General features: G+C 57.2%; 22 protein-coding genes. 8 read left to right on the forward strand and 14 right to left on the reverse strand.

Annotated features, from left to right (window positions below):
* Positions 1–24: 24 nt before the first annotated feature.
* The 4 genes from ACZ5C7_RS23730 to ACZ5C7_RS23745 all read right to left on the reverse strand — a co-directional run bounded on the left by ACZ5C7_RS23730 (position 25) and on the right by ACZ5C7_RS23745 (position 4,554).
* A complete protein-coding gene (locus ACZ5C7_RS23730) occupies positions 25–1,749 on the reverse strand; it encodes an ABC transporter substrate-binding protein (RefSeq protein ID WP_464378642.1) in 1,725 nt (574 codons plus the stop codon).
* Between the two features lie 140 nt (positions 1,750–1,889).
* A complete protein-coding gene (locus ACZ5C7_RS23735) occupies positions 1,890–2,825 on the reverse strand; it encodes a HEAT repeat domain-containing protein (protein ID WP_464378643.1) in 936 nt (311 codons plus the stop codon).
* Between the two features lie 98 nt (positions 2,826–2,923).
* The gene (locus tag ACZ5C7_RS23740) at positions 2,924–3,163 is read right to left on the reverse strand and encodes a hypothetical protein (RefSeq protein ID WP_464378644.1); all 240 of its coding nucleotides are present in this window, start codon (positions 3,161–3,163) and stop codon (positions 2,924–2,926) included.
* A gap of 509 nt (positions 3,164–3,672) precedes the next feature.
* On the reverse strand, positions 3,673–4,554 hold the full coding sequence (locus tag ACZ5C7_RS23745; RefSeq protein WP_464378645.1) for an NAD-dependent epimerase/dehydratase family protein: 882 nt from the start codon (positions 4,552–4,554) through the stop codon (positions 3,673–3,675).
* Positions 4,555–4,763: 209 nt separating this feature from the next.
* On the opposite strand from ACZ5C7_RS23745, the gene ACZ5C7_RS23750 reads away from it, so the two are divergent.
* Entirely contained in the window at positions 4,764–5,729 is a 966-nt protein-coding gene (locus ACZ5C7_RS23750; RefSeq protein WP_464378646.1) for a mannonate dehydratase, read from the forward strand.
* On the opposite strand, the gene ACZ5C7_RS23755 is transcribed toward ACZ5C7_RS23750, so the two are convergent.
* The 6 genes from ACZ5C7_RS23755 to allB form a co-directional block, all read right to left on the reverse strand.
* The gene (locus tag ACZ5C7_RS23755) at positions 5,723–5,959 is read right to left on the reverse strand and encodes a glycoside hydrolase family 2 protein (protein ID WP_464378842.1); all 237 of its coding nucleotides are present in this window, start codon (positions 5,957–5,959) and stop codon (positions 5,723–5,725) included. The two genes, ACZ5C7_RS23750 and ACZ5C7_RS23755, sit on opposite strands and share 7 nt — an antisense overlap.
* 141 nt (positions 5,960–6,100) lie before the next feature.
* A complete protein-coding gene (locus tag ACZ5C7_RS23760; RefSeq protein WP_464378647.1) occupies positions 6,101–6,892 on the reverse strand; it encodes an IclR family transcriptional regulator in 792 nt (263 codons plus the stop codon).
* 72 nt (positions 6,893–6,964) lie between these two features.
* Positions 6,965–8,047: a Gfo/Idh/MocA family protein gene (locus ACZ5C7_RS23765; RefSeq protein ID WP_464378648.1), complete on the reverse strand. Its 1,083-nt coding sequence runs from the start codon at positions 8,045–8,047 to the stop codon at positions 6,965–6,967.
* A gap of 168 nt (positions 8,048–8,215) precedes the next feature.
* Positions 8,216–9,319, reverse strand: coding sequence for a Gfo/Idh/MocA family protein (locus ACZ5C7_RS23770; protein ID WP_464378649.1), 1,104 nt, complete (start codon positions 9,317–9,319; stop codon positions 8,216–8,218).
* Positions 9,320–9,389: 70 nt separating this feature from the next.
* Complete coding sequence (locus ACZ5C7_RS23775; protein ID WP_464378650.1) at positions 9,390–10,127, reverse strand: sugar phosphate isomerase/epimerase family protein; 738 nt, start codon at positions 10,125–10,127, stop codon at positions 9,390–9,392.
* Positions 10,128–10,979: 852 nt separating this feature from the next.
* Positions 10,980–12,356 (reverse strand): allantoinase AllB, encoded by a 1,377-nt coding sequence (allB, locus tag ACZ5C7_RS23780; protein ID WP_464378651.1) that lies wholly within the window; start codon positions 12,354–12,356, stop codon positions 10,980–10,982.
* 188 nt (positions 12,357–12,544) lie between these two features.
* On the opposite strand from allB, the gene ACZ5C7_RS23785 reads away from it, so the two are divergent.
* On the forward strand, positions 12,545–13,522 hold the full coding sequence (locus tag ACZ5C7_RS23785; protein ID WP_464378652.1) for an NAD-dependent epimerase/dehydratase family protein: 978 nt from the start codon (positions 12,545–12,547) through the stop codon (positions 13,520–13,522).
* A 48-nt stretch (positions 13,523–13,570) separates the two neighbouring features.
* Here the strand turns inward: ACZ5C7_RS23785 and ACZ5C7_RS23790 are convergent, their stop codons facing one another.
* The gene (locus ACZ5C7_RS23790; protein ID WP_464378653.1) at positions 13,571–14,365 is read right to left on the reverse strand and encodes an enoyl-CoA hydratase/isomerase family protein; all 795 of its coding nucleotides are present in this window, start codon (positions 14,363–14,365) and stop codon (positions 13,571–13,573) included.
* Positions 14,366–14,654: 289 nt separating this feature from the next.
* Here ACZ5C7_RS23790 and ACZ5C7_RS23795 point away from each other — a divergent pair, with 289 nt between their 5' ends.
* The 3 genes from ACZ5C7_RS23795 to ACZ5C7_RS23805 all read left to right on the forward strand — a co-directional run bounded on the left by ACZ5C7_RS23795 (position 14,655) and on the right by ACZ5C7_RS23805 (position 17,929).
* Positions 14,655–15,008: a hypothetical protein gene (locus tag ACZ5C7_RS23795; RefSeq protein WP_464378654.1), complete on the forward strand. Its 354-nt coding sequence runs from the start codon at positions 14,655–14,657 to the stop codon at positions 15,006–15,008.
* A gap of 500 nt (positions 15,009–15,508) precedes the next feature.
* On the forward strand, positions 15,509–15,982 hold the full coding sequence (locus ACZ5C7_RS23800; RefSeq protein WP_464378655.1) for a helix-turn-helix transcriptional regulator: 474 nt from the start codon (positions 15,509–15,511) through the stop codon (positions 15,980–15,982).
* A 144-nt stretch (positions 15,983–16,126) separates the two neighbouring features.
* Positions 16,127–17,929: a hypothetical protein gene (locus tag ACZ5C7_RS23805; protein ID WP_464378656.1), complete on the forward strand. Its 1,803-nt coding sequence runs from the start codon at positions 16,127–16,129 to the stop codon at positions 17,927–17,929.
* Between the two features lie 233 nt (positions 17,930–18,162).
* Here ACZ5C7_RS23805 and ACZ5C7_RS23810 read toward each other — a convergent pair whose 3' ends face one another.
* Together ACZ5C7_RS23810 and ACZ5C7_RS23815 are read right to left on the reverse strand one after the other, a co-directional pair.
* Positions 18,163–18,666, reverse strand: a complete 504-nt coding sequence (locus ACZ5C7_RS23810; protein ID WP_464378657.1) for a DUF7344 domain-containing protein — start codon at positions 18,664–18,666, stop codon at positions 18,163–18,165.
* 671 nt (positions 18,667–19,337) lie between these two features.
* Positions 19,338–19,499 (reverse strand): DUF7563 family protein, encoded by a 162-nt coding sequence (locus ACZ5C7_RS23815; protein ID WP_464378843.1) that lies wholly within the window; start codon positions 19,497–19,499, stop codon positions 19,338–19,340.
* Between the two features lie 651 nt (positions 19,500–20,150).
* Here ACZ5C7_RS23815 and ACZ5C7_RS23820 point away from each other — a divergent pair.
* The 3 genes from ACZ5C7_RS23820 to ACZ5C7_RS23830 all read left to right on the forward strand — a co-directional run bounded on the left by ACZ5C7_RS23820 (position 20,151) and on the right by ACZ5C7_RS23830 (position 22,620).
* The gene (locus ACZ5C7_RS23820) at positions 20,151–20,483 is read left to right on the forward strand and encodes a helix-turn-helix domain-containing protein (RefSeq protein WP_464378658.1); all 333 of its coding nucleotides are present in this window, start codon (positions 20,151–20,153) and stop codon (positions 20,481–20,483) included.
* 278 nt (positions 20,484–20,761) lie between these two features.
* Entirely contained in the window at positions 20,762–21,037 is a 276-nt protein-coding gene (locus tag ACZ5C7_RS23825) for a PadR family transcriptional regulator (protein WP_464378659.1), read from the forward strand.
* 332 nt (positions 21,038–21,369) lie between these two features.
* Positions 21,370–22,620, forward strand: a complete 1,251-nt coding sequence (locus ACZ5C7_RS23830) for a DUF1616 domain-containing protein (protein ID WP_464378660.1) — start codon at positions 21,370–21,372, stop codon at positions 22,618–22,620.
* 375 nt (positions 22,621–22,995) lie between these two features.
* On the opposite strand, the gene ACZ5C7_RS23835 is transcribed toward ACZ5C7_RS23830, so the two are convergent.
* On the reverse strand, positions 22,996–23,532 hold the full coding sequence (locus ACZ5C7_RS23835; RefSeq protein WP_464378661.1) for a DUF7344 domain-containing protein: 537 nt from the start codon (positions 23,530–23,532) through the stop codon (positions 22,996–22,998).
* Positions 23,533–23,576: the final 44 nt, after the last annotated feature.

Here is a 23,576-nt window from a genome sequence, read left to right on the forward strand (position 1 = left end):
TGAACGCGGTCGTAAGATCCGTTTTCATTGTGCAGAACTCATCTCGTCCACTTTCGGGAGCCACCAGAGCGGCCAGTAGCTTTGGAAGTGCTCCGATTCGTCCGGAATATCCCACATCTCTCGATCGATGAACGTCTGCTCGTACTTTTCCTGAATGATCGCCAACGGGACGTCCTGATTGACAACCCACGCGAGGCGTTCGACGATCTCCTGCATCTCCGCTTCGTCGTTGGTCGCCGCAAGCGCTTCGAACTCCTCGTTGAAGTCGACGGTCATCTCCCCGTCGCCGTCCATTTCGGGTACGGTTACCTCCTCGGGATAATTGTAAAACGAAGAGTCGCTGTCGTGTTCTCGGTTGAGAAGCTTCCAGCGCAGGGCGAAGAACGGATGGTTCATCGCCGGATCACCGCCCTGCGTGTGGCCGTAGGCCGTTATCTGGAAATCCCCGTCGGCCATCAGTTCGTACCAGGCACCCTCCCCGCGAGTGTCCGCCGAGGAGTCGAATCCGGCCTGAGAGAGCTGATCCGCGCAGGTACTCGCCATCGTTACCCAGTCGCTCCAACTCGAGGCGACGATGATGTTCGCCTCGAGAACTTCGCCGTCGCGTTCCCAAATATCGTCGCCGTTTCGTTCGTATCCCGCACTTTCGAGGAGTTCTTCGACCCTGTCGAGATCGTGTTCGTACGGTTCGTACTGATCGGTGGGATCGCCGAACCACTCGTCGTTCGCGACCGCGGTCAACCCGGTCGGGGCATCGTGTTTAATGCTCGTCGACTCCCCGATGTTTTCGATGACGAGATCGCGGTCGAGCGCGTGCATGAACGCTTGCCGGACCTCCCGATCGCCGTAATGCTCGTCGTCGTAGTTGAAGGCGACACCGAATCCGAACCCGCCCGGGATCTGAATCTCCTCTAAGCTATCGGGAAACGTCTCCATGATGTCGGGATCCGCGAAGAGACTGTGGATCCCGTCGAGATCCTGTTGTTGGAAGGACTGGTGTGCCGCCTGGTTTTCGGATCGGTACTCCATTCGGTACCCTTCCCAGTCGTAGTTGTCCGCGAGCGGATGGTCGTCTCGGAGCGTGTACTCGTGATAGGAATCGGTCGTACTCGACAACTCGAGCGGACCAGACGGCGTGGGTTCTTCGATCTCGTGGCCGAAGATGTCGACGTCTTCTCCGTCCTGAATTTGCTCGTGGATCCCCTCCCAGTCGGCCGGCGGGTGGTCGAGGCTTTCGTTGAGCACGGTGTGTTCGATGATATCCGTATTCGTCCCCTCGGAGTAGGAGATAACGATGGTGTGGTCGTCCGTCGCCTCGACGTCGTCGGCGAACTCCCAGAGGTTCGAGTCCAGTTCTTCCCCGATCTCGAGTTGCATTACCACGTCCTCGGACGTGATGTCGTCGCCGTTACCCCACGTGTAGTCATCACGCAAGTGTAACGTCATCTCGCTCTCGTCGGTCTCCCACTCCTCGACGAAGTGCGGGTAGAACTCGTCCTCCCCGACGAGATATTGTGCGTATTCGTCGAAGAGTCCGAACGAAGCGTGCGTAAAGCCGCCCCACTCGTGTGGATTGTACTGGTACTGGCCGACCTCGTGTTCGACCTGTGCGGTGTTGAACCAGTTACCGTCATCTCCGCTTCCATAACAGCCCGCGAGCGCGGCGGAACCGGCAACACCTGTCGCTGCTATGAAGCTACGGCGTGATACTAGCTCACAGTAGTCCCTGTCGATATGGTCTTCACCCATACTGACTGCCATGGTATGGCAACACACATAAACGTTTCTAATGATCTATATGATTATAGTAAATTTTGACATCGCGTACGCAAATTACCACCAGTCACGAGCGGCTCGCGAGCCACTTTTCGGCAGGTACCCGAGCCAGTTCACGAGCGGTTCTCGAGCCATTCGGCGGTCGTCGCAGCGAGTTCTGCAACGGTGTCTGCCGATTCTGTCGCCGTGGCGGCCCTGAGTTGCGGAATCGTTTGCGTCGCTTCGGCGAACCCGAGTGCGCGAATCGCCCGAGCCCGAACGAACTCGGCGTCGTCCTCGAGTCGATTCGCGAGCGGGTCGATAGCTCCCTCGACAGCGCCCGAATCCCATTCGGCGACGTGTCTCACGAAATCGACCGCTTCACCGCGAACGTGCGCCTGCTCGTCTTCGAAGAGTTCCAGACAGTCAGGAACGTGTTGTGAGCACGTTTCAGGATCAACTCGAGCGATCGAGCTGAGACTGTCCGCGGCGACGCGGCGAACGTACACCGACCGTCGCTTGTCGTTCGATAGCGCTTGTCCGCGATTTTTCCGTATCTGTCGAACCGCTTTTTGTTCCTCGAGAGACGGATCGTCGTCGGGTAGCAACGAGTCCGTTCCCGTCTCGACCGTCGGTCCGTCGAGGAGGACTTCGAGGAACTGCCCGCCGTGCTCGACGAACGGTTCCGGATCCGAATCGAGGAGGTGTGAGACTGCATCGGCGGCTCGAGACCGCATGAGTGGCGGGTCCTCCTCGAGCAAACTGCAAAGTTGTGCGTGCCCGTGAGAAACGGCACCCGGTCGTCGTCGAGCGAGCGTCGAAACCGCCTTTGCCGCGGTCATTCGAGCGACGAGAAACGAATCGTCGAGTCGGTCGACGATGCGGCCCGCAAGCGGCGTTATCCGGTCCGGTTGCGATTTACCGATCCGAACGGCGGCGTCGAGCGCATCTTTTCGCGTCTGCCCACGCTCGTCCCCGAGCATCGACTCGAGAGTCTGAATATCGATGCGATCCGTGTCAGGGGAAACGGGTTCCCCTACGTGTGTCTCTTTCAGGCGCTCTTCTTCCATGTGAATAGCCAACAGCCACAACTGTAAATAACTCCCGAATAATCGTGAGGTTTGCCGTCGTTTTTGACCGGTGATCGGTCGAGGGAGTCTCGCCGACCTCATTCGCCTCTTGATCTCGAATGCCACACGACGAATCCGATCAATAGCGACGTGCCGCCGAGGAGTACGACGTTGATCACGGAGATAACGTGCGCTTCGGTCTGCAACGCACCGAGAGCGATGGCGACGGCCATGAGAACGAGGAGGACGATATTGATGTACAAAAGCGCCATGAACAGCCGGTTGTAGTCGTTGACGATGTCCCAGAACACCTCACGAGTCGGCCGTTGGGAACTCATCGAAACGAAGCCCGTTTCGAGTGTGCGGTCGTTCGATTCATACCACCATGTTACCACTTCGTTCCATAAATCTTGCGCGCCCGACGGTGCTCGAGCGGATGTTGATTAGCGGGCGCCGAAAGACGACCCATTTGACAGTGCCCGGCTAGTGGTACGCCGACCGCGGCACTTCGACGGAAAAATAACGGTAAACTGAATGCTATCGTTATTATGGAAAATCTGATACGTGTGATGAATCAACTATATCAGCTCGTCCTCCTCGAGTGCTTCCGGTTTTCCGTTAGAATCGATTGTTTGTACTCGTGTTCGTGTAATCTATAAATAACACTAATAAATCATATTGTTTGTGTGCCAATAACGAATTCCTCGTATTGAAGGCTTCTCGATGGATTTTGTGGTATTCGGAACGAACACCACGTCGAAACGGAGCCGTTTTCGCGCTTTGGTCTCCACAACTGACAGAAACTGTATGATTCTGCGCGGTAGCCGATCAACGAGGGACGATCGGACTACACGTTTCGCCAACTTCGTTTCGGCTCCCAGCCGAGGATTCGGCGAGCCTTCTCCGTCGAAATGAGCGACTCCTGCGCTTCGAACGCCGCTTGGACTGTTGCATTCGGATAGTATCGTTCCGCCAATTCCGTCGAATCTACCGCCGCGGAGGTGTCCTCCGCGACGGCCCAGAACCGCTCGTGTCCGTCGAACGACGCCTCGACGGCGAGCCGTGCGATCGACGCAGCGTCCTCGATGTGTAGGTACGAAAAGAGCACGTCTCGCGTCGTGTGATGCCATGCGTCCTCGAGTCCCTCGAGCGACCGATCCGCGTCGACGAACGTCTCTCGAAGCTCTTCGTCGGTTCCGACCCACGGATACCGGAGCGACGAAATCGTTGGCGCGTCGGGTTTTCGGGCGAACCCGCCCGCGGTGACCTCCATCGCGTGTTTGCTGACCGCGTACGGATCCCTGGGCGTCAACGGGTGGTCCTCGTCGACCGGAAGGTATCGAACGTCGGTCGGCGCTTCCTGATAGGCGGCCCCCATCGCGTTGATACTCGAGGGAAGTACGACGGATTCGAGGTCGAGATTCGTCGCGGCCTCGAGGACGTGATAGGCAGATTGGACGTTACTTTCGTACGTCTCGAATCCGGGATGGTCGGTCGGGCCCGGGATCGTTCCCATGTGGACGACAGCGTCGGCGTCCGTTCGCGCGAGCGAACTGTACACCGCACCCGCATCCAACAGCTCTACCGACTGGAACGTTTCCGAAATCTCTTCACGGCGTTTACCTCGGGAAATATTGATCGTTTCGTATCCGTGACCGGCTAACTCGGCGACGATCGCTTTCCCGATCTTTCCGTTGGCACCAGTAACTGCGACTCGATCGATGGCCATACCGTTCTTTTTCGAGACAGTCAATTATAGGTATCGTCTCTTCAAGCCGGCACGAAGAGCACCTTGTTTTCTCGAGTCCACGGGAAACGCGGTGTGTGGACAACGGGATCTTGGACAGCCAGCGTCGTGGTCGTTCGAGACTCGATCTCCAGCAAAGGAAGACATAAGGCGAATCACGAGAAATGACAGCTACATCGCGTGAATATTGCATGGATATAGCTCTCGTGCTTCCGCCGACGAAAGACGACCGCTGGGAAATTGCGACGCAGATGGGCGTCACGAACGCCGTCGTCCACACCCTCGAGATCGGAGACGGGCGTCGACCGACCGATTACGACACACTCTTGCGATGGAAGAATCGCTTCGAACACGCTGGAATCGACCTCAGCGTGATCGAAGGGAGCGTTCCGCTGACCGACACCACTCGGCTCGGCAAACCCGGCCGGGACGAAGAGATCGACGAGTTCTGCACGTTCGTTCGGAATCTGGGTCGACTCGACGTTCCCGTCGTCTGCTACGACTGGATGGCCGGAATCCGATGGGCTCGAACCGCGACGTCGGTTCCGTCCCGAGGCGGTTCGGTCACGACGGCCTACGATAACGAGCAGATGAGCCGCGGACCGACGCCCGATATCCCGCCGATTACCGAGGGCGAACTTTGGGAGAACCTCGAGCACTTCCTCGAGCGGGTCGTTCCCGTCGCCGAAGAGGCGGGCGTGAAACTCGGACTCCACCCCGACGACCCGCCTCGCAAGGAAGTCCGCGGCGTTCCACGGATCATCAATAGCGTCGAGGCGTACGAACGCGTCCTCGACATCGTCGACAGCGAGCACAACGGCGTCACGTTCTGTCAAGGAAACTTCGCCGCGATGGGTGTCGACGTTCCCTCGGCGATTCGACGGCTGGGCGATCGCATCAACTTCGTCCACTTCAGGGACGTCAAGGGCGACGCCGACGGGTTCGTCGAAACGTGGCACGACGACGGTCCGACGGATATGCTCGCCGCGATGGAAGCCTATCGGGACGTCGGATTCGACGGGCCCGCACGCCCGGATCACGTGCCCACGATGACCGGCGAGACGAACGACAATCCCGGCTACGAAACGATGGGGCGATTGTTCGCGATCGGGTACATGAACGGCCTGCTCGAGCGAGTCGAGAACGACAGTCAGTAGTTGCTCTCCTGCGAACGGATATGCCAGAGTCTCGAAATTGAGAGCTGTTGCCGGATCTCGACCCCAAAGCTAGGGGCTTTTGCGACCGTCTCGAGTTCCGTGCTGACCCATTCGCCAGGTGCCAACTGGAAGACGGTATCCGAGAACCGAGCGGCAAGATTCGGTGCCCTGAGGGTTACAAGCGATGCCAATTCCTTCGCTGTGATCGATATCGCTCGCCATCGATCAATCGTGTCAACTCAGAATGCGGTAGTGACAACTGTTTGTATGCTTCGAGGATCCGCTTCCGGCATCACCAACCAATTCGTCGAACGATACCGTTACCGACGGAACTCGCCCCGTAGGCGTCGGTTGCTACTTTCGACCGCAGGTCACGCGCTATCCCCCCAATCGGAGTACGTCGTGTTGATCTCGACGACGCCGACGATGTTTTGCAGTTGGCTCGGAATCTCAGACCGAAACCGTTCGTCCGCCATCCGTTCTGTCGGCCCAGAGACGCTGATTGCCCCGAGTAGTTCATCTGACCGGTTCGTGATTGCCACCGCCACGCACCGAATTCCGTCGGTCCGTTCCTCGTCGTCGTACGCGACTTTTCGCGATCGGATCTGTTCCAGTTCCTCGAGGAGCACGTCCCGGTCGGTGATCGTGTTCTCCGTATACCGAACCAGCTCGGTTTCGTCTAGGAGTTCCACAACGCGGTCGGGGGAGAGTGCGGCGAGGAACGCCTTTCCAGCGGCCGTACAGTGGAGTTCGTCGACGGAGCCGACGTACGAACGCGGGTGGTCGAGATGATCCCCTTCGGCTTGATAGATCGTGATCCCGTACCCGTCGCGTTCGACGACCAACCGAACCTGCTCGCTCGTTTCGGCGGCGAGTTGGTCGACGTCGCTCTTTGCGAGCTGGTAGATCCGCTGTCGCGAGCGTGCCTGGCCGCCGTAGGTCAAAAACCGAAGACCGAGCTGGTACGTGCCGTTCGACTTCTCGAGGCAATCGTACAGCTCGAGCGTTCTGAGGTAGTGGTGAACCGTGCTCTTGGACATGCCGACATCGTTCGCGAGTTCGGTAACGCCAACCGCTTCGCGACGCCGGATACCCTCGAGCAGGCGAATCATGGTTTCGACCGATTTGATCGTCTTCCCGGTGTCCGCCTGGCGTTCGTTCATGTCCGTGCCCGACGGAGGGAAACCGAATAAACGTGGCGGGCTCCGTACCGGATCACCGTACCAGCGGATCGCTCAGTAGTCGACCTCGCTGTAGAGCCGGTCGATCGCCCGCTGAACGCGCATAGCCTGGTGAACGTTGTTCTGTTCCGGGCGCGAACCGGAAACGACGGCGTCGAGGAACGTCGAGAGCTTGTCGCGGTAGGGATCGTTTCGCGGACAGACGACCTCGGAGTTGACGAAGTGATCGACGGCGCCGTTCCGAACCTCGTAGAGATCGAGCGTATTTTTCCGATTGCCGGTCGGATCGATCTCCTCGAGCGTATTCGTAATCTCGAGCGAAGCGCCCGCCTCCGTTCCGCGGACGTCGTAGCTGTGAACCGATTGCGTGTTCGCCGCCCAGGCGACTTCGATATCGGCCGTTCGTCCGTCTTCGAACTCGAGAAAGGCGTTCACCGAGTCTTCGACATCGTACATTCTGGCTTCGCTGTCTTCGCCCCACATGTGCAGGTAGGCGTACGATTCCTGTCCGCCGAACTCCGCGTTCGCCGTGGCGAGAACGTTCTCGATCGTCGGCCAGTCGTAGAAACTGAAGAGCAAATCTAGCGCGTGGCTCCCGACATCCATGAGCGCGCCGCCGCCGGCGATTTCGTCCGAGGTGTACCACGTCCCGCGGCCCGGAACGCCTCGTCTTCGAATGAACTTCGCGTCGATGTGAGTGATGTCCCCGAGGTATCCCTGCTCGATATACTCCTCGAGAACGGTGCAGGCGTTGCGAAACCGGTGGTGAAATCCGACCATGCAAATCCGCTCCGTTCGTTTCGCTGCGGCCGCGATTCGTTCTGCACTGGTGAGCGTGTGCGCCAGCGGTTTTTCGACGAGTACGTCGACCCCCGCCTCGAACGCCGACGTTGCGACCGGTTCGTGAAACTTCGTCGGCGTCGAAATAATCGCCGCCTCGATGTCGCTCTCGAATAGCTCCGAGGGGTGCTCGTACGGATCCGTCTCGAACTCGGATTCGAACGTCGCTCGAGTCGTCGGATCCGCGTCCGCTGCGACCACTTCGTGACCGAGATCACGAAGGACCCGCGCGTGATTCATCCCGTGAGTTCCCAGCCCCACGACCCCGATCATCAATTGGTCCCGATTTGCGGTCATAACTACCCTGTTCGTATCGAGGGAAATAAAGTTGCGTCTCGGCTGTCGGCTGGCTGAAGCCGGATTTCTACGTGAAGCTTCGCTCCGCTCAGACGGTCTACCGTCGCGATTTCGGAGCGACCGCAGAACGGTCGCGGCCGCTCCGCAAATGACGGACGGCAGTCCGTCTCACTCGTCACCAGCCTGCGGCTCGGGCGTCAGTTCTCCTGCGGACACCATCGACTCGAGCGGATTGTCGTCGATCAACAGCGGGAGGTCGACGCGCCCGCGCTTGCGAACCGACTCGTATCCGGCGAACAGGATCTCCGCCGTGTCGAGGCCGATCCGCCCACTAATTGCGGGTTCGGTTCCGGTGTCGAGACACTCGAGCAAGTGATCGACGACCCGGTCGTGAAAGCGCGATCCGAACCGATCCTGCTCCAAGCCGGACGCGTGCATGGTTTCCCCGCCGACGCCGATTGATTCCCGCGTTCCGTTTCGCTCGAGTTCGACCATTGGCCCGTCCTCGACGTCGATACGGACGACCCCGTCCGTCCCACGGAGGACGAACGCCGACTCGAGCATTCCGTTGTCGATTCCGGTCGAGAGGATGCCGTGAACGCCGTTCGAATACCGCCACTGAGCCCACATCTGATTTTCCTGGTGCGCTCCGAACCGGACGTCTTCGTCGCGATAATCGAGCTGTGCGATGACCCACTCCGGGGAGCAGTCGTCGTTAAACATCCCGGCGAGATCGATCGTGTGTGCCCCCGTATCGTAAAAGTCGCCCCACCCGATTTCGATTCGTTGGAGCGCTCCGATCGCACCCTCGTCGACCAGTCGGTTTGATTCGGTGAAGACGCGACCGAATCGACGCTGTCGATTGAAGGTTAGCTGTACGTCACAGCGCGAACACTCCCGTACCATTCGGCAAGCGCTCGCCCACGTGTGGGCCATCGGTTTCTCGCAGTGAATCGCGTCGACGACGCCGCTGCGCGCACACTCCACGACTATTTCTTCGTGAACCTGCGGGGGAACGGTTACGCTCACGATATCGGGTTCGACTTCCTGCAGGAGCTCCCGATAGTCTTCGTAAACACGAGCGGACGGAACATCGAACTCCGTCGCGAACGCATCCGCGTTTTCCGGAACGATGTCCGCACACGCAGTGATATCGCATCGGTCGTTGTTTCGATACGCCTCGGCGTGTCGATACCCCATCGCGAATCCGTCGACCGTCGGCGTCGACGGATCGGGTCCTGTACCGACAATTGCGGCAGTATACTCTCTCATAGCGCGATCACGGCTCGAACAATTGGAGTACAGCCGCTTAGTGTTTTCCCACCGCAGTGTACCATGGCAGTCAACGGAGCCGTTCGAGGGCTTCAGCGCCGCGGAAGAGCGAACGGCGCGGATCGGTCGGCTGATCGTGTTCATAAACGGACCACGTGAAATCTGCACGCCGAACGGCGTCGAGACACTCCTCGAGGGGAAGGTCCCCGTCGCCGAGCTCAGTCGGCGAACCGGAGTCAATATCGGCGTCCGCGAAGTGAACGAGCGATATCCGATCCTCGTATCGCTCGAGAAACGCCGCCGGATCGACGCCGCCGACGTTCGCCCAGCCCAGGTCGAGTTCGAACCCGACAGCGTCGGACGTTCGCTCGAGTAGTTCGACCATCGCGGTCCGTTCCCCACAAGAGACGAACTCGTGGTCGTGGTTGTGGTAGTGGAGGTCGACTCCGTACCCCGAGAGGTCGTCCGCGACGTCGGATAGTCGGTTCGCCGTCGATTCGACGGCCTCGACCGATTCGAAGTGGGATTCGTCGAGATACGGGACAACGAACGTCTCACAACCGAGGCGGTCGTAGAACTCGACCGTCGACGAGCAATCGTCCTCCAGCGGTTCGAGTCCGACGTGTGCCCCAGCCGGAGCCAGGCCGGTTCGCTCGAGGGCTCGAGCGACTTCCGCGACGTCTGCGTTACGTACTCGGTGTGCGAACTCGACGCCGTCGAACGACGTCTCACCGATCTCGTTTAGGACGTCTGGAAGCGGTTTTTCGAGGTCGCGGAGCGAATACAACTGAATTGCTATCTGACCCATATGTTCAGGTCGTTAACTCGAGTGATAATTCTTCTGACTGCCGTCGAAGACGAGTAGTTTGAATTGGGAAACAGGGTTTACTATATGGAAACACAGATCCATATTCGAATCGCTGTTCCACCATACGGGAATTCGTTGGAGTGTGAGTGGTGGGAAATTACAACCTTATGTTTGTAATAGGGACGTGAGGATTTCTGGCCCGCCCCTTGTGGACGACAAAGTCCGCTAGAATTCACGCAATCTCCTGCTGTTCGCCCTTCAGCAGTAATAGAATCGATTATCGTTTCCCAATATCAAACGCCATACACAGGTACGGATGTTATCCTATCCGCCTTCCGCACCGACTGAGTTCAAGGTGGAATACAACCACTAAAAAATCGTCCAGCTCAGATAAACACGGTTCCCAGTACGAAGACCAAACACGGAGAGAAGAAATCGTGATACCGCTCGAGTTATGAACTGCTAACGATAGCTATCAACGCCAGCAATAATATTTCTTATATATGATTTAATGTGACTGTTTCGAAACCCAGCCAGTGGAACCATATGAAACACTTAAAAGGAAAAGGAGAAATGAAGAAGGGAGGACTACGGTGAAATAGCGTCTATGAACTGGTTAATCAGCTTTTGGCTATATAAGCAGTTACTGGGGACTACGGCTACAAGGTCTACGACTGAGCAAGGATTGGTTCCTGAATGGAAGCTATTTAGTCTGGCATTTTCTCTGTTTTCCCTATTTCTCATAATATCTATTCTGCAAGAGAGTCAATAGAAGGACAACAATGCGTATTCGCTAATTGGGCAACACGAGCCTTACCGGTGAACAATTACAACCGGCCGTATGAGGCCGAATTATAGCCCGTCGTCGACGATAACACGAGTCCCGTATCCGGGTTCTCCGACGAGTTCACCGTCGTCGAAGACCACCTCTCCGCGAACGACCGTCGACACCGACTTTCCGGTGAAGCTTTCGCCCTCGAACGGTGTGACGCGTGATTTCGAGTGAAGCGCGTTCCGATCCTCGAGCGTCCATTCTCGGTCGGGATCGACGATCGTAAAGTCGGCGTCGGTACCGACCTGAAGCGATCCCTTCTGGGGATACATTCCCCAGACCTGGGCCGGGCGCGTCGAATGGCGGCGAACCCACTCCTCGAGGGTTAATCGACCCTCGTCGACGAAAGTGAGCATCGCCGGCACTTCGGTCTCGAGGCCGACGAATCCGGAGATGGATTCCCACGTGTTTCCGAACGGATCGTCGACCATCTTCTCCTCGTCGGTGTGAGGTGCGTGGTCAGTCGCGACGAAATCGATCGCTCCGTCGTCCATGCCGACGTCCCAAAGTTTTCGTCGTTCATCCTCGTCTCGAATCGGCGGCTGGACTCTGGCGACGTTCCCTTTCTCGTGCATGACGTCCTCGGTGAACCAGAGGTAGTGGGGTGTCGTCTCCGCGGTCACGTCCACGCCGCGTGCTTTTCCGCGCGCGACGGCTTCGGCACCGGTTCCTGAGGAGACGTGGTACATGTGGATTTTCGCACCAGTCTCCTCGGCGAAGGTGATCGTTCGTTCGATCGCCTCGCGTTCGGCGACGACCGGCCGGGAGTGGGAGTGATGGATCGGGTCGTTCTTTCCGGCCGCTTTGAACTCCCGCTCGTAGTATTCGATGATCTCGTCGTTCTCCTCGTGAAAGCCGAGCCGCTTTCCCGTCTTCGCGATCCGCTTCATCGCCTCGAGCACTTCTCCGTCGGACGGCGGCGGAACGTCGCCCACGGTCGAGCCGAGGAAAATCTTGTAGCCGAGAACGCCCGCGTCGTCGAGTGCGGGGATGAGGTCGAGGTTCTCGGACGTGATCACGGCGTAGCTCTGAAAGTCGACGTGCGCCGAAGTCTCGCCGCGGTCGTACTTCAACTCGAGTCGATCCGGTCGATCGATGATCGGATCCGTATTGGGCATTCCGACAACCGTCGTTACGCCACCTGCGGCTGCAGAACGGGTTGCAGACTCCCAGTCTTCTTTGTACTCGAGTCCCGGTTCACGGTTGTGGATATGACAATCGACGATTCCCGGAACCAGCACGTTGCCTCCGGCGTCGAGGACTCGATTTCCATCGGGGAGCGAGCCACTGCGACCAACGGCGACGATCGTGCCGTTTTCCACGGCGACGCCGGCGTCCGTCACCCGGCCTGTCGATGACACGACGGTGCTGTTTTTCACCACGAGATCGACGGTCATTGACGACACGTTTCGGTCAGGTGCGGATATAGCTTCTGTTGAACGGCGAGGAGCCCGATGAATCGCGTCTCAACCTCCGCGTAGATCGAACGGAAGTCAGGTGTTATCCCCAGCGATCCTCAGTAGGAGGGAATTACCAACCGGTATGTTTGGCATACTAAACGGACAGTACAGACACGGTTAGTTCGATGAACTCGCCACGGATTCGCGATCAGACGATTCTCGTCACCGGCGGTGCAGGCTTTATCGGCAGTCACATCGTCGACGCACTGGTTCCTGACAACGACGTTCGCGTGCTCGACGATTTCTCGAGCGGGCACCGACGGAATCTCCCGGACGAGGTGCGAACGGTCGAAGGGGATATCGGCGATCCAATCGCGCTGCAAGAGGCTGCTCGCGGCGTCGACATCATCTTTCACCAAGCCGCCCTCGTCAGCGTTACCCAGAGCGTCGACCAACCCAGAACGAGCAATCGGACGAACCTCGATTCGACCGTCCTCATCCTCGAGCAAGCCCGCCAGGAAGACGCGCGGGTTGTGCTCGCCTCGAGTGCGGCGATCTACGGCCATCCGAACGAACTCCCCGTTTCGGAACGAACGGCTCCGGACCCGACATCACCGTACGGAATCCAGAAACTCGCTATCGATCAGTACGCACGACTGTACGACGAACTTTACGATCTTCCCACGGTCGCGTTGCGGTATTTCAACGTCTACGGACCGCGTCAACAGGGACCCTACAGCGGCGTCATCTCGACGTTTCTCGAACAAGCGCAAAACGACGACCCGCTGACCGTCGACGGCGATGGCGAACAGACTCGAGACTTCGTCCACATCAACGATGTTGTCCACGCTAACCTCCTCGCCGCGACGACGGATCGCACTGGGGAGGCGTACAATATCGGGACCGGTGAATCAGCGACGATCCTCGAACTCGCAGAGATCATCTTGGACGCCACCGACAGCAACTCGACGATCGTCCACGAACCGCCGCGTGCTGGAGACGTCCGTCACAGTCAGGCCGATATCTCGAAGGCGTCCCAACAGCTGGGGTTCGAACCGCGGGTCTCCCTCGAGGCGGGGATTCAATCGCTCAGTACCGCCGAAACGATCGAATCCGCGGTGGACGAAGAAGTCGAGCTGCCATCGATCGACTCGAGAGGATGAGTCCTGCCGACTCGGATTCCCTCTCGATTGGTGCGGTTGATTCCCGCCTCAGCGGCCGGTAAATTCCGGTTCGTACTCGTCCTCGGCAAAGGCGCGGGCTCCCTTTTCGTGATCCTCGGTCTCGAGAAGCGATTCGAACTCCCGTCGATCGTACTGCCGGCCCTCTTGAAGGCCGGTCTGGGAGGCTAGGGTTGCCGACTCCTTGATCGCCTGGACCGCCAGCGGTGGTTTCGACGCGATGGTTTCGGCAAACGCTCGCGTTTCGTCCTCGAAATCGTCGCCGTACGTTTGGTTGACGATGCCGAGATCGGCGGCTTTCGAGGCCGAAACGTGCTCGCCGGTCATCGCCAGCTCCATCGCTTTCGACGGGTTGGCTAACCGGCTGACGTACTGAACGCCACCCGCACCCGGGATGATTCCGAGATCGACTTCCGGAAACGCAAACCGGCTCTCCTCGTGAGCGATGCGAACGTCGCAGGCCAGCGCAGTTTCGAGGCCGCCGCCGAGACAGTACCCCCGAATCTTCGCGATTACCGGGACCGGGAAATCCGTGATGACATCGTAATGAGTTCGCTCCGAACTCCGGCCGGGAGTTGATTCGCTGAACTCGTTAATATCGGCACCCGCACAGAAGTTTTCGCCCGCACCCTCGAGGACGACCGTTCGGAGGGCGATTTCGTCGGCGTCGTCGTTGAACGACTCGAGGTATTCCAGCCCACCGATGAGATCCTCGCGCAATTGCTCGCTCAGCGCGTTCAGCGAATCCGGCCGATCCAGTAGAACGTACCCGATTCCAGTATCCCGCTCGAACGTTACTTCGGTCGTCGCGAAATCCGGTTCCATATCGTTCGCATCTCTGTGGACACGTATATCGTTACTGCTCGAGAAAAAGCGTGGACACAACAGCGTCCGTGTGAGTGGACACATAGTGCCCGAATACGGATCGCTAGCTAGTGGATACTACCGAATTCACACCCAATAAAGAACGACGTTCGTTCCGCAAGAACAGTGATATTTCGAACCGAGGTGGAATTACACAGTGAACGGAAATTACTCCACTCCGGCGTTAAACTCGATACCCGTCGTTGTAAGTGACTGATAACTAACGGTGTCGGAAGCCTCCCAATCGGTTATGATCGACAGCTTAATCGTGTTCATCGTGAGTCTCCTGATCGGAGCGGTCGGAATATACGTCGGTGCGCGGGTCATCGTCGATACGGAAGACTACACCTACGCAATCGTCACCGCGTTGCTCGGCGCGATTATCTGGGGAGTCGTCGGATTTTTCTTCGGATGGATTCCACTGCTCGGTCCACTACTGGCCCTCGTTGCATACCTTGCTGTGGTCAACGCACGGTATCCCGGCGGGTGGGTCCAAGCAGCGGCGATCACGATAGTAGCGTGGGCGTCGGTCCTGATCGTTCTGTACGCGCTTGCCGTCCTCGGCGTGACCGGATTCGATGCCGTCGGTGTTCCCGGAGTCTAGCCGGACCGACATCCCGGGGGTGTTCGGTCATCGACACCGATTCAACAACTGATTTCGGTTCCAAAATCAGAAGAAGTAGCTCGGTATTGCGCGACGATTGAAGAAATGTGGACAGTCAAAAGAGCGAGATATTACCGGGTCAAACTCGAGGTGAACCTGCGCTAACGGTCACAAACGTCCAACCCGGTTTATTCGAGCCCAAATCGACATCCCGAATGACGCGACTACTCGAGCGCACATGGCTACCTGCGGAACTCACCTCGAACGAACGGCCCAAAGTAAGCGTCGTGACCCCTGGCCAGGAAAGAACGGGATGAAATTTCGTGCGTGATGACACTAGTACAGTATCGGATTTCGAGAAGTCAGTTGCCGCGGGTGGAGAGAGTTACACAATCACATATAACGAACCCAATAACAGAAAATGATTTATAAAAATTACTTTGTAGCACCATGACGTGGAAGGTATCGACGGTGAACGCTCATCGACTCTGGCCACAGCAATGACCACTGATGCCCCAGTTTCCACAGCGACCTCTCTCATCGCTCTCGGATGGCAACGTTCCGAGTTCGAGGGGACTAGTGGAACCACACACATCCTCCAACTCGAGTGGAGTACGCAACTCGTCGCGGCCGCCGCAATGGTCGTTCTCGTCGTCCTCGGGAGCACGCTCCTCGTTAAAAACCGGTTGCATAACGACGGGACTGGGTCCGGAGAGCCCCGCGCTAGTCAACAGGAATTCAAAACTGACCGAGAAAAAGTCTGTGAACTCGTCGACGAAAACGGCGGTCGAATGAAGCAGTCGGAAATCGTGAACTCGGTCGACTGGTCGAAAGCAAAAGTGAGTCGGCTCCTGGCCGAACTCGAGGACGACGAGGAGATTACCAAACTACGCCTCGGCCGGGAAAACTTGGTTTGTCTGCCCGGACACGAACCGACAGCGTCGAAATCGACCGACGGGTCGAACAATTCGTGACGTTTCAGGGATAAATACCCGTTTTCTCGCTCTGAGACGACCGCTAAGCGGACTGTTTGACCGTATTGACGAATTTCTTATCGGAAAGGTTGCTTCGGTTTATGCCCCGAAGTACCGATTTCCCAATGCCTTCCAGGCACAGACATGAACGCACGCAATCAACTACTCGTCGTGGTAACAGCGCTGATGCTCGTGGTCTCGAGCGGAGCGATGGTGGCAGGCGCGTCACCAGCCGAGACCGTCACGCAAGAGGACGCACCCGACGATGAAATCGAGGCGGACCAACCGGAAGACGACACAGCTGATGAGCCAACGGACAACGGCGTCGCGGATGACGATATGGAGGATGATCCTGTCGATGACGGGCCTGAAGACGATCCAATCGAGGACGATCCGGTAACGGATGAGGCGATGACTGTCACGATCGAACAGGCCACCGTCTACGTCGTCTTCGATGACGACGATATGATGGACGCCACTGACGACAACGGTGTCGGAATGGCTGACGACGATGCCATGTACGACGACGCCGACGTAACACACACCGTCGAGGACCTCACCGTAACGATCGAGGAGAGTTCGATCCATTCAGTCGGCGATCACGCTGACGAGATGGACGATAACGACGTCCACGATAACGACGACGCCCCCGTCGATGAAGCAGACGACTACGATAACGATGATGCGCCAATAGATGACGATGACGCACCCGTCGACGACAACGGCGTTGACGACAACGGCGTCGACGACAACGATGTCGAAGATGACGAAGTAACCGTCGAGCAAGCGACGGTATTTGTCACCGTTGAGGGGCTCGAGGAAATGACCGATGCGGACCCTGTCGACGATAACGGCATCGACGATGCTGACGACGACGCCCCCGTCGATGAGGAAGACGATTACGATAACGACGATGCGCCAATAGATGACGACGACGCACCAGTCGATGAAGAAGATGACTACGACAACGACGATGCGCCATTCGATGAAGAAGATGACTACGACAACGACGACGCCCCCGTCGATGAAGAAGATGACTACGACAACGACGACGCTCCCGTCGATGAGGAAGACGACTACGATAACGACGATGCACCAATAGATGACGATGACGCCCCGGTAGACGATGACGAGTCAGTAACGATCGAGCAGGCAACCGCCTTCGTGCTGATCGGCGACCACGATGATCTCACCGACGATGCGCCAGTCGACGATAACGACGACGCTCCCGTCGATGAGGAAGACGACTACGATAACGACGATGCGCCAATAGATGACGATGACGCACCCGTCGATGAGGAAGACGACTACGACAACGATGACGCGCCAATAGATGATGACGACGCTCCCGTCGATGAGGAAGACGACTACGACAACGACGATGCGCCAATAGATGACGATGACGCACCCGTCGATGAAGAAGACGATGATGCCCCACTAACCGAAGAAGAACTAACCGTCACGATCGAACAGGCCACCATCTTCGTCTTCGTCGATGACGCGCAGATGGACGACATGAACGACGCCGTCGAAGATGAGCCTGTACAGGACACCGCTGACGACGCCCCCGATGATGACCCTGTTGACGACGCCCCCGATGATGACCCTGTTGACGACGCCCCCGATGATGACCCTGTTGACGACGCCCCCGATGATGACCCTGTTGACGACGCCCCCGAAGATGACCCAGTCGAGGACGATGAACGAGCAGATGAATCGCTGACCGTCACGATCGAACAAGCCACCATCGTCATCATTGGTGACGACTTCGAACTGCCAGGAATGGACGATCCTGTTGACGATGATGCGGTTGATGACGGACCAGAAGAGGATCCGGTGACGGACGACGCTGAGGACGAACCAGTTACCGATGACGAACCAACCGACGATCAGCCTGACGACGACGAAGCAGCCACCGAGGAGCAGCTAGTGCCGCTCGCGAACTGACGTACTGGCAACGCCACCGTTCAGGCGTTTTTTTCGGCCATCAATCGATGACGGCTTTTCGTGCGAAGTCCGCAGTTTCCGAGCGTTCAGATCGGAACGAGTGACGACTTGTGTGACCCGAGTGATCCGTGTCCAAACGAATACTGCCCGAGTGCGCAGACGGTTCGCAATCGAATAATCGAGAGAGACAGTCTCGAGCGCTCAAGCGGTTCCGAGAAGCGGATGAACGATGCTCAACTCAACAGGGCGTAGAGGCTGCTCGCCGCGACCGCGAGGAAAACGAGGATACTCCAGACGACCGGATCGATACTCGAGAGAAGCGGGAGATTAAAGTCCGCGAGTGCGATGACTGCGAGGGCGAGCACACAGAGAACGAGGTGCGCAGTGAGAATCATCGTTCGATCCGATTCGTTGCCGTCGATATACCGGAGCACGTCGTCGAAGTTCTCGCCCGGTTCGATCGTCTTGGCATCCGAATCGTACTCGATGACCGCTTCTTCTTCGAGCTGGGGTAAATGCGTCTGCTGGAGCGAGACGTAGACGCTCTTGTAGAGGTTGTTCGGGACTGGAGTCGTATCGGATTCGCGCTCTGCGATTTCGGTCGCGACATCCGACACATCGATTCGTTCCGTGTTCGTCGCCAGTAACTGTACGATAGCACGTCGTCTATCGTTTCCGAGGATATGGAAGACCTCGCTTTCCTCGAGTACGTCGGGCCGACTCGTTTGTACGGACATTGATTAGACCCGGACCAAAGTAGGATCACTGAGCACCACGTTCACCACCAACCATCATAGATAATCTGTTGTTTGGGCACTATCAACTTTAAGCTGCCGCATGATAGCTAATGGATACTTATCTACGCGAGCGTACTGTTTCAGTAGGTGTAACAAATCATCGAAATCAGTGTTTCGAGAGTGTCTACTTGCCACATCGAGAAAAACGCGTTAGACGGCATCGAAACAGGTTCGTAATGATCTCGTTAACGCCCTCATCAGCCGCTTTCTACCGTCCGCCGATACTGCGTTCGAACGGCCACAAGGTCCTATCGATAGTGGGCTCTTTCGATAGGCGTTCGAACCGTAGTTTCGCGGCTGTGTACGGGAATCACTATCAAAGATGTTCGCCAGCGCCATCTTACGCTATGCTTGACAGTCTTGATCGCGAACCGTGCCAGATATATTGCTAAATTGTCGAATAGCGTCGTCGTTGCTGATTGCGAGTCTCAAATTAGCCGAACGCAGTTTGAGAGGTGGCAGGGAATACTATCGGCGGCCACGAACGACAGACACCCAGATCGGTGAAACCGTCCGATCGAGAAGAGATCGTCTCAAACAGCATATCTACGTTGCAGTTCGGTATGGGGACAACGAGTGGTTCGAGATCAGTCCAAAATTAGTCGTCCGAATTAGTCGCCGGGAAGGTGACCGCCGGATTGCATCTCGCGATAGGTCGTACAACCTGGACACCCATGAACGATGTCACCGTTGTCGCCAAAAACGCGTGCAAACTGTTGTGTGACGTGGGTGCCGCAGTTTCGACAGCGTGCGCCAGCCGTCGACGATTCCATCGGTCGCCAGTTGTGTTGCTTCGGTGTCATGGGTATGAGGGACGGCCAACCACGAGCAGTCCAGAATCCGTGGACCGCCTATCGTCGACCAATTGTTCAGTGCCCGACTGGAGTGTGTATGACTCGAATACACAGCGCGTGTGGAACGGGTCGGATAGCGTCGTTATTCACGCCGGTTTCAGTCGGACGTACTACAATGAAGGCCCTCAGATGCGAATAAAGGACGTTGACTGTTCACTGAGTGAGTGGGTTCGGTCTGCTGGTAAATACGGTGTTTCTACAGCTATATCTGGCGTTTCAGTGTGCTTTCCGTGGGGTTTGGGACGTTCAACCAGAGCAGGGGATCAACGTGAATTCACCCGTATTGGTTGGGATTTGACTCGGCAACAGTCCGTTGTTTTCAATTTGGGACAACGAAAAGCCGGTATTTCTCTTTCGAAATATAAAATTTCGTGAAATAATGTTCTCGCTTCTTTCTGTAAGGTACATCGTTATAAAATACCACTATCGCTTACCGAAAGGATAGCTAGAATGTGATGGAGGAAGCTGGGTCGGGAACAGACAGAGACGATCTGTACTGACTCCTCTCGAACGATCGAGGGTGCAACGAAGCCCGACGACACAGCCCCCGTCCAATAGGTGATTCAAACTATGTCAACGCAAGCGACTAACACGAGCACGGAGACAGGACTCGAATCGAAAGCACAACTAGACATTCTCGGTGACGAATGCGCTCGGACCATTCTCGTCGCCACGAGCGAGAACCCACGAACGGCCAAGGAACTAACGGCCCGAACGGATAGCTCCTCGGCGACAGTCTACCGACGAATCAACAACTTACTCGAGAGCGGACTCCTCGCCGAGTGTATTCGGTTCGAAGAGGATGGGTCACACACGACCGCGTACGAAGCCACGATCGAGAGTCTCCACGTGCAGATTGGAACGGACGGAATCGAGGTTTCGATCGCCAGCCAACACGAGTGAGGATCCAAAGTCGAATATACCGACATAGTATCGAGTAACAAGGCAAACGCGACGCGGTCGAGATCGAAGGCGATCGAATCGGTTCCATTACCCATCGCTTGAACTCAAATTAGCGAGTAGGAGACCTATTCGAGTCGAATCGTCGAGCTACTAGAAATCGTGTCACTCACCGGAACAAACAATTTAATTCCTAGCAACAATAGTGAAAGGAGTCGGGAAAACCTGTATGATACGGATAACAAATATCCGTTCAACAGAACGGTCAACCCGATTGAGCAATGCACGACCTGACCGGCTTCCAGCGAGACCTGTTGTACGTAATTTCCGGCGCAGATCGACCGTCCGGGCAAACCGTCAAAGACGAGGTCGAGAAGTATTATAGCTCGGAGATCAATCACGGTCGGTTATACCCGAATCTCGACACATTAGTCAACAAAGAACTCGTCGAAAAGGGACAACTCGACCGACGAACCAACTACTATGCGATTACCGAGGCCGGAACCCAACGTATCGACGAACGGCGCGAATGGGAAGAACAGTACGTCGACTTGTAATCCACTCGCCACCGAGTATCGAGTCAGCGGCGATATCCCCCCGGTCACGGCCGAGTGTGTTTTTCGGACCGGTTTCTCACGATAGTAGGATCGAAATTCGCTCGAGCCCAGTTTGTGCCGTGAAACTTCCGGAGGATCGGTAACTGTGGCGTGCAAAACCCGAGCAACGACATTGTAACGTATGTTTCTGAAGCGAAACGTTCTCTCTCCGCAACTAGGCCCCGAGTCGGTAGTTCGAGCATAACAAAACCCGAGAGAGACTATGAATCCAACAGTTTGCAAATGGAAGCGTTATCACCCGTGTTTTTGACGATCACAGAGGTGTGCTACCGATGAGCCTACGAACGAAAACGTGGGTTCGATTCCAGCTCCTTCGCGATTACCCCCTGGACCTCGCACTCACCTCACTGGCCGCGCTGCTTGCGTACTACATCGTTTCGACCATGCCGGCTGGCAGTGAGCTTCGGACGTTCGTCGCGCTCGTACTCGTACTGTTCTTGCCGGGATACGCGCTCGTCGCGATCGTGTTCCCGGCGAAGGCCCGGCGTACAACCGGTGCCGATGCGAGCGCGGTCGAACAACAGTTGCGGGGAATTGATACGGTCGAGCGGCTCGGGCTCTCGTTCGCTCTCTCACTGGCACTCGTCCCGGCTGTCGTCATGATACTCGCCGTGACCAGCTGGGGACTTTCGACGGAGACGGTTGCGGCCGCGCTCGCGGGACTGACTATCGGCGGGTCACAGATCGGCGTCGTACGCCGTTTCCGCGTTCCCGACCCAGATCGCTTTACCATCACACCCTTTGGCTCCGTTAGACGACGATCCGCCGAGAGCGGGCTTACGAAGACTGCTTCGTCGGTAATCCTCTGGGTTGCTATTATCGTTGCGGCGAGTGGACTGGTATTCGCGTTCGTCTCCCCGACCGCAGCCGGCGGGTTTACCGAGCTCGGACTGTTCACGGAAACGGACGACGGGGACATCGTGGCTGGCGAGATTCCGGACGAGATCGAACCCGGTGAATCGATCCCGATCACGTTTTCGGTCGAAAACGGAGAGGGCGCAGATATGGAGTACACGCTCGTCGTTCAGGAGCAATATTTCGAGGACGGTGAAATTACCGAGCGGACGGAGTTAGGAGAACTCAGTGCGAACGTTTCCGACGGGAATACCGTCACGGATGAGCGAAACGTGACGCCGACTGCCGAAGACGGAGAATCGGTTCGGATCAGCGTTCTTCTCTACGAGGATGGCGTCCCTGCTGAACCGACGAACGATAACGCTGACGAGGACACGCACTTCTGGGTGAGCATCCTCGAGGAGGAGACGGAAGAAGCGATCGAGGACGACGAAGCGGACGATGAAGACGCTGACGAAGATGCCGACGAAGCGGACGATGAGGACGAGGAGGATGATGGTGATGGAGCCGACGGAGCGGATGGTGAGGACGGCGAAGACGGCGAGGACGGTGAAGATGGCGAGGACGGTGAAGATGGCGAAGACGGTGAAGATGGCGATGATGACGATGACGGCGGAATCGGCTTCGACGAAATCTTCGGGAGCGCTTCAGTAGGAACGCTCCTGTAGCGAGCGGCGCTGACACACCTCGCGCGTTCAGACGAGGAAATAGACGTGTTTTCGACCTCGAGATAACTCAAGGAAGCTGAACAATGGGTAGCAGTAGTCGATAACGACTTCGTTATTCAGAAGACGTTCTGAAACTGCATTCGATGCGAACACTGGAAGACGACTGGACCAATCACCGACGCGCGGGCGCCCCTCCGACAAAGAGAAACTCCATCGAACCACATCCACGCGACTAACTTCTAAATTGCCTCGAGAGGAGGATGGGATAGCGAGACGATACGGACGGGCCGGCCGACGTGAACACGTTCGAAGACGGATCCGCCGGTGTCGAGAGCACAGGCTACTCGGTGTCGGCGGAGTGGGGCGAGCGTGAAGTCACCGGCTACTCGCCGAAAACGGAATCGACAGATTGGGACGTCGAGAAACGTGGTGGGCGAGCGCGACGAACAGGACGAGCACACACAGGACGAGTGCGACCAGTGGTGCCATCGCCGCGGTTATCGGACCGGCCGACAGCCACGTCAGCGCCAGCGCACCGACACCCACCGCCGTAACGAGCGCGTAGACGCGTTCCCACTGGCGTTGATTCTCGAGTCGTCTGCCGATATACGGTTCGAACGTCTCCTCTCCCGGAATGAGTTCGATCGCGTGATCCTCGGAGTTCCAGTCGACGATACCGTGATCCTCGAGCATGGGGAGGTGCGTCTGGTACAACGAGATGTACACGCGCCGTCGCTGTGTTCGAGTGACCGTCTCCGGGTCGGTATCGTTCTCCCAGGCTGCAACCTGTTCGACCAGTGATGAGAGATCACAGGAGCCGTTGCATTGTTTGAGATACTGTACAGTCCGTCGTCGGCGAGCGTTGCTGAACACGTCGAACAGCTCGGCTTGAGTGAATTCGCCATCAGTCATCGGTCTCACTGCGTTCCCGTTGTCGATCCCGTCCGCAGGGGGAC

The sequence above is a fragment of the Halostagnicola alkaliphila genome (assembly GCF_055379965.1).

Excerpts from the sequence above, each read along its gene's own strand:
- ACZ5C7_RS23830 (WP_464378660.1), top strand. The coding sequence starts at position 21,370 with ATGAGCCTACGAACGAAAACGTGGGTTCGATTCCAGCTCCTTCGCGAT.
- allB (WP_464378651.1), bottom strand. The coding sequence starts at position 12,356 with ATGACCGTCGATCTCGTGGTGAAAAACAGCACCGTCGTGTCATCGACA.
- ACZ5C7_RS23790 (WP_464378653.1), bottom strand. The coding sequence starts at position 14,365 with ATGGAACCGGATTTCGCGACGACCGAAGTAACGTTCGAGCGGGATACT.
- ACZ5C7_RS23785 (WP_464378652.1), top strand. The coding sequence starts at position 12,545 with ATGAACTCGCCACGGATTCGCGATCAGACGATTCTCGTCACCGGCGGT.
- ACZ5C7_RS23730 (WP_464378642.1), bottom strand. The coding sequence starts at position 1,749 with ATGGGTGAAGACCATATCGACAGGGACTACTGTGAGCTAGTATCACGC.
- ACZ5C7_RS23765 (WP_464378648.1), bottom strand. The coding sequence starts at position 8,047 with ATGACCGCAAATCGGGACCAATTGATGATCGGGGTCGTGGGGCTGGGA.
- ACZ5C7_RS23805 (WP_464378656.1), top strand. The coding sequence starts at position 16,127 with ATGAACGCACGCAATCAACTACTCGTCGTGGTAACAGCGCTGATGCTC.
- ACZ5C7_RS23735 (WP_464378643.1), bottom strand. The coding sequence starts at position 2,825 with ATGGAAGAAGAGCGCCTGAAAGAGACACACGTAGGGGAACCCGTTTCC.
- ACZ5C7_RS23820 (WP_464378658.1), top strand. The coding sequence starts at position 20,151 with ATGTCAACGCAAGCGACTAACACGAGCACGGAGACAGGACTCGAATCG.
- ACZ5C7_RS23775 (WP_464378650.1), bottom strand. The coding sequence starts at position 10,127 with ATGGGTCAGATAGCAATTCAGTTGTATTCGCTCCGCGACCTCGAAAAA.
- ACZ5C7_RS23835 (WP_464378661.1), bottom strand. The coding sequence starts at position 23,532 with ATGACTGATGGCGAATTCACTCAAGCCGAGCTGTTCGACGTGTTCAGC.
- ACZ5C7_RS23760 (WP_464378647.1), bottom strand. The coding sequence starts at position 6,892 with ATGAACGAACGCCAGGCGGACACCGGGAAGACGATCAAATCGGTCGAA.
- ACZ5C7_RS23795 (WP_464378654.1), top strand. The coding sequence starts at position 14,655 with ATGATCGACAGCTTAATCGTGTTCATCGTGAGTCTCCTGATCGGAGCG.
- ACZ5C7_RS23770 (WP_464378649.1), bottom strand. The coding sequence starts at position 9,319 with ATGAGAGAGTATACTGCCGCAATTGTCGGTACAGGACCCGATCCGTCG.
- ACZ5C7_RS23800 (WP_464378655.1), top strand. The coding sequence starts at position 15,509 with ATGACCACTGATGCCCCAGTTTCCACAGCGACCTCTCTCATCGCTCTC.
- ACZ5C7_RS23810 (WP_464378657.1), bottom strand. The coding sequence starts at position 18,666 with ATGTCCGTACAAACGAGTCGGCCCGACGTACTCGAGGAAAGCGAGGTC.
- ACZ5C7_RS23750 (WP_464378646.1), top strand. The coding sequence starts at position 4,764 with ATGGATATAGCTCTCGTGCTTCCGCCGACGAAAGACGACCGCTGGGAA.
- ACZ5C7_RS23745 (WP_464378645.1), bottom strand. The coding sequence starts at position 4,554 with ATGGCCATCGATCGAGTCGCAGTTACTGGTGCCAACGGAAAGATCGGG.
- ACZ5C7_RS23825 (WP_464378659.1), top strand. The coding sequence starts at position 20,762 with ATGCACGACCTGACCGGCTTCCAGCGAGACCTGTTGTACGTAATTTCC.
- ACZ5C7_RS23740 (WP_464378644.1), bottom strand. The coding sequence starts at position 3,163 with ATGAGTTCCCAACGGCCGACTCGTGAGGTGTTCTGGGACATCGTCAAC.
- ACZ5C7_RS23815 (WP_464378843.1), bottom strand. The coding sequence starts at position 19,499 with ATGGAATCGTCGACGGCTGGCGCACGCTGTCGAAACTGCGGCACCCAC.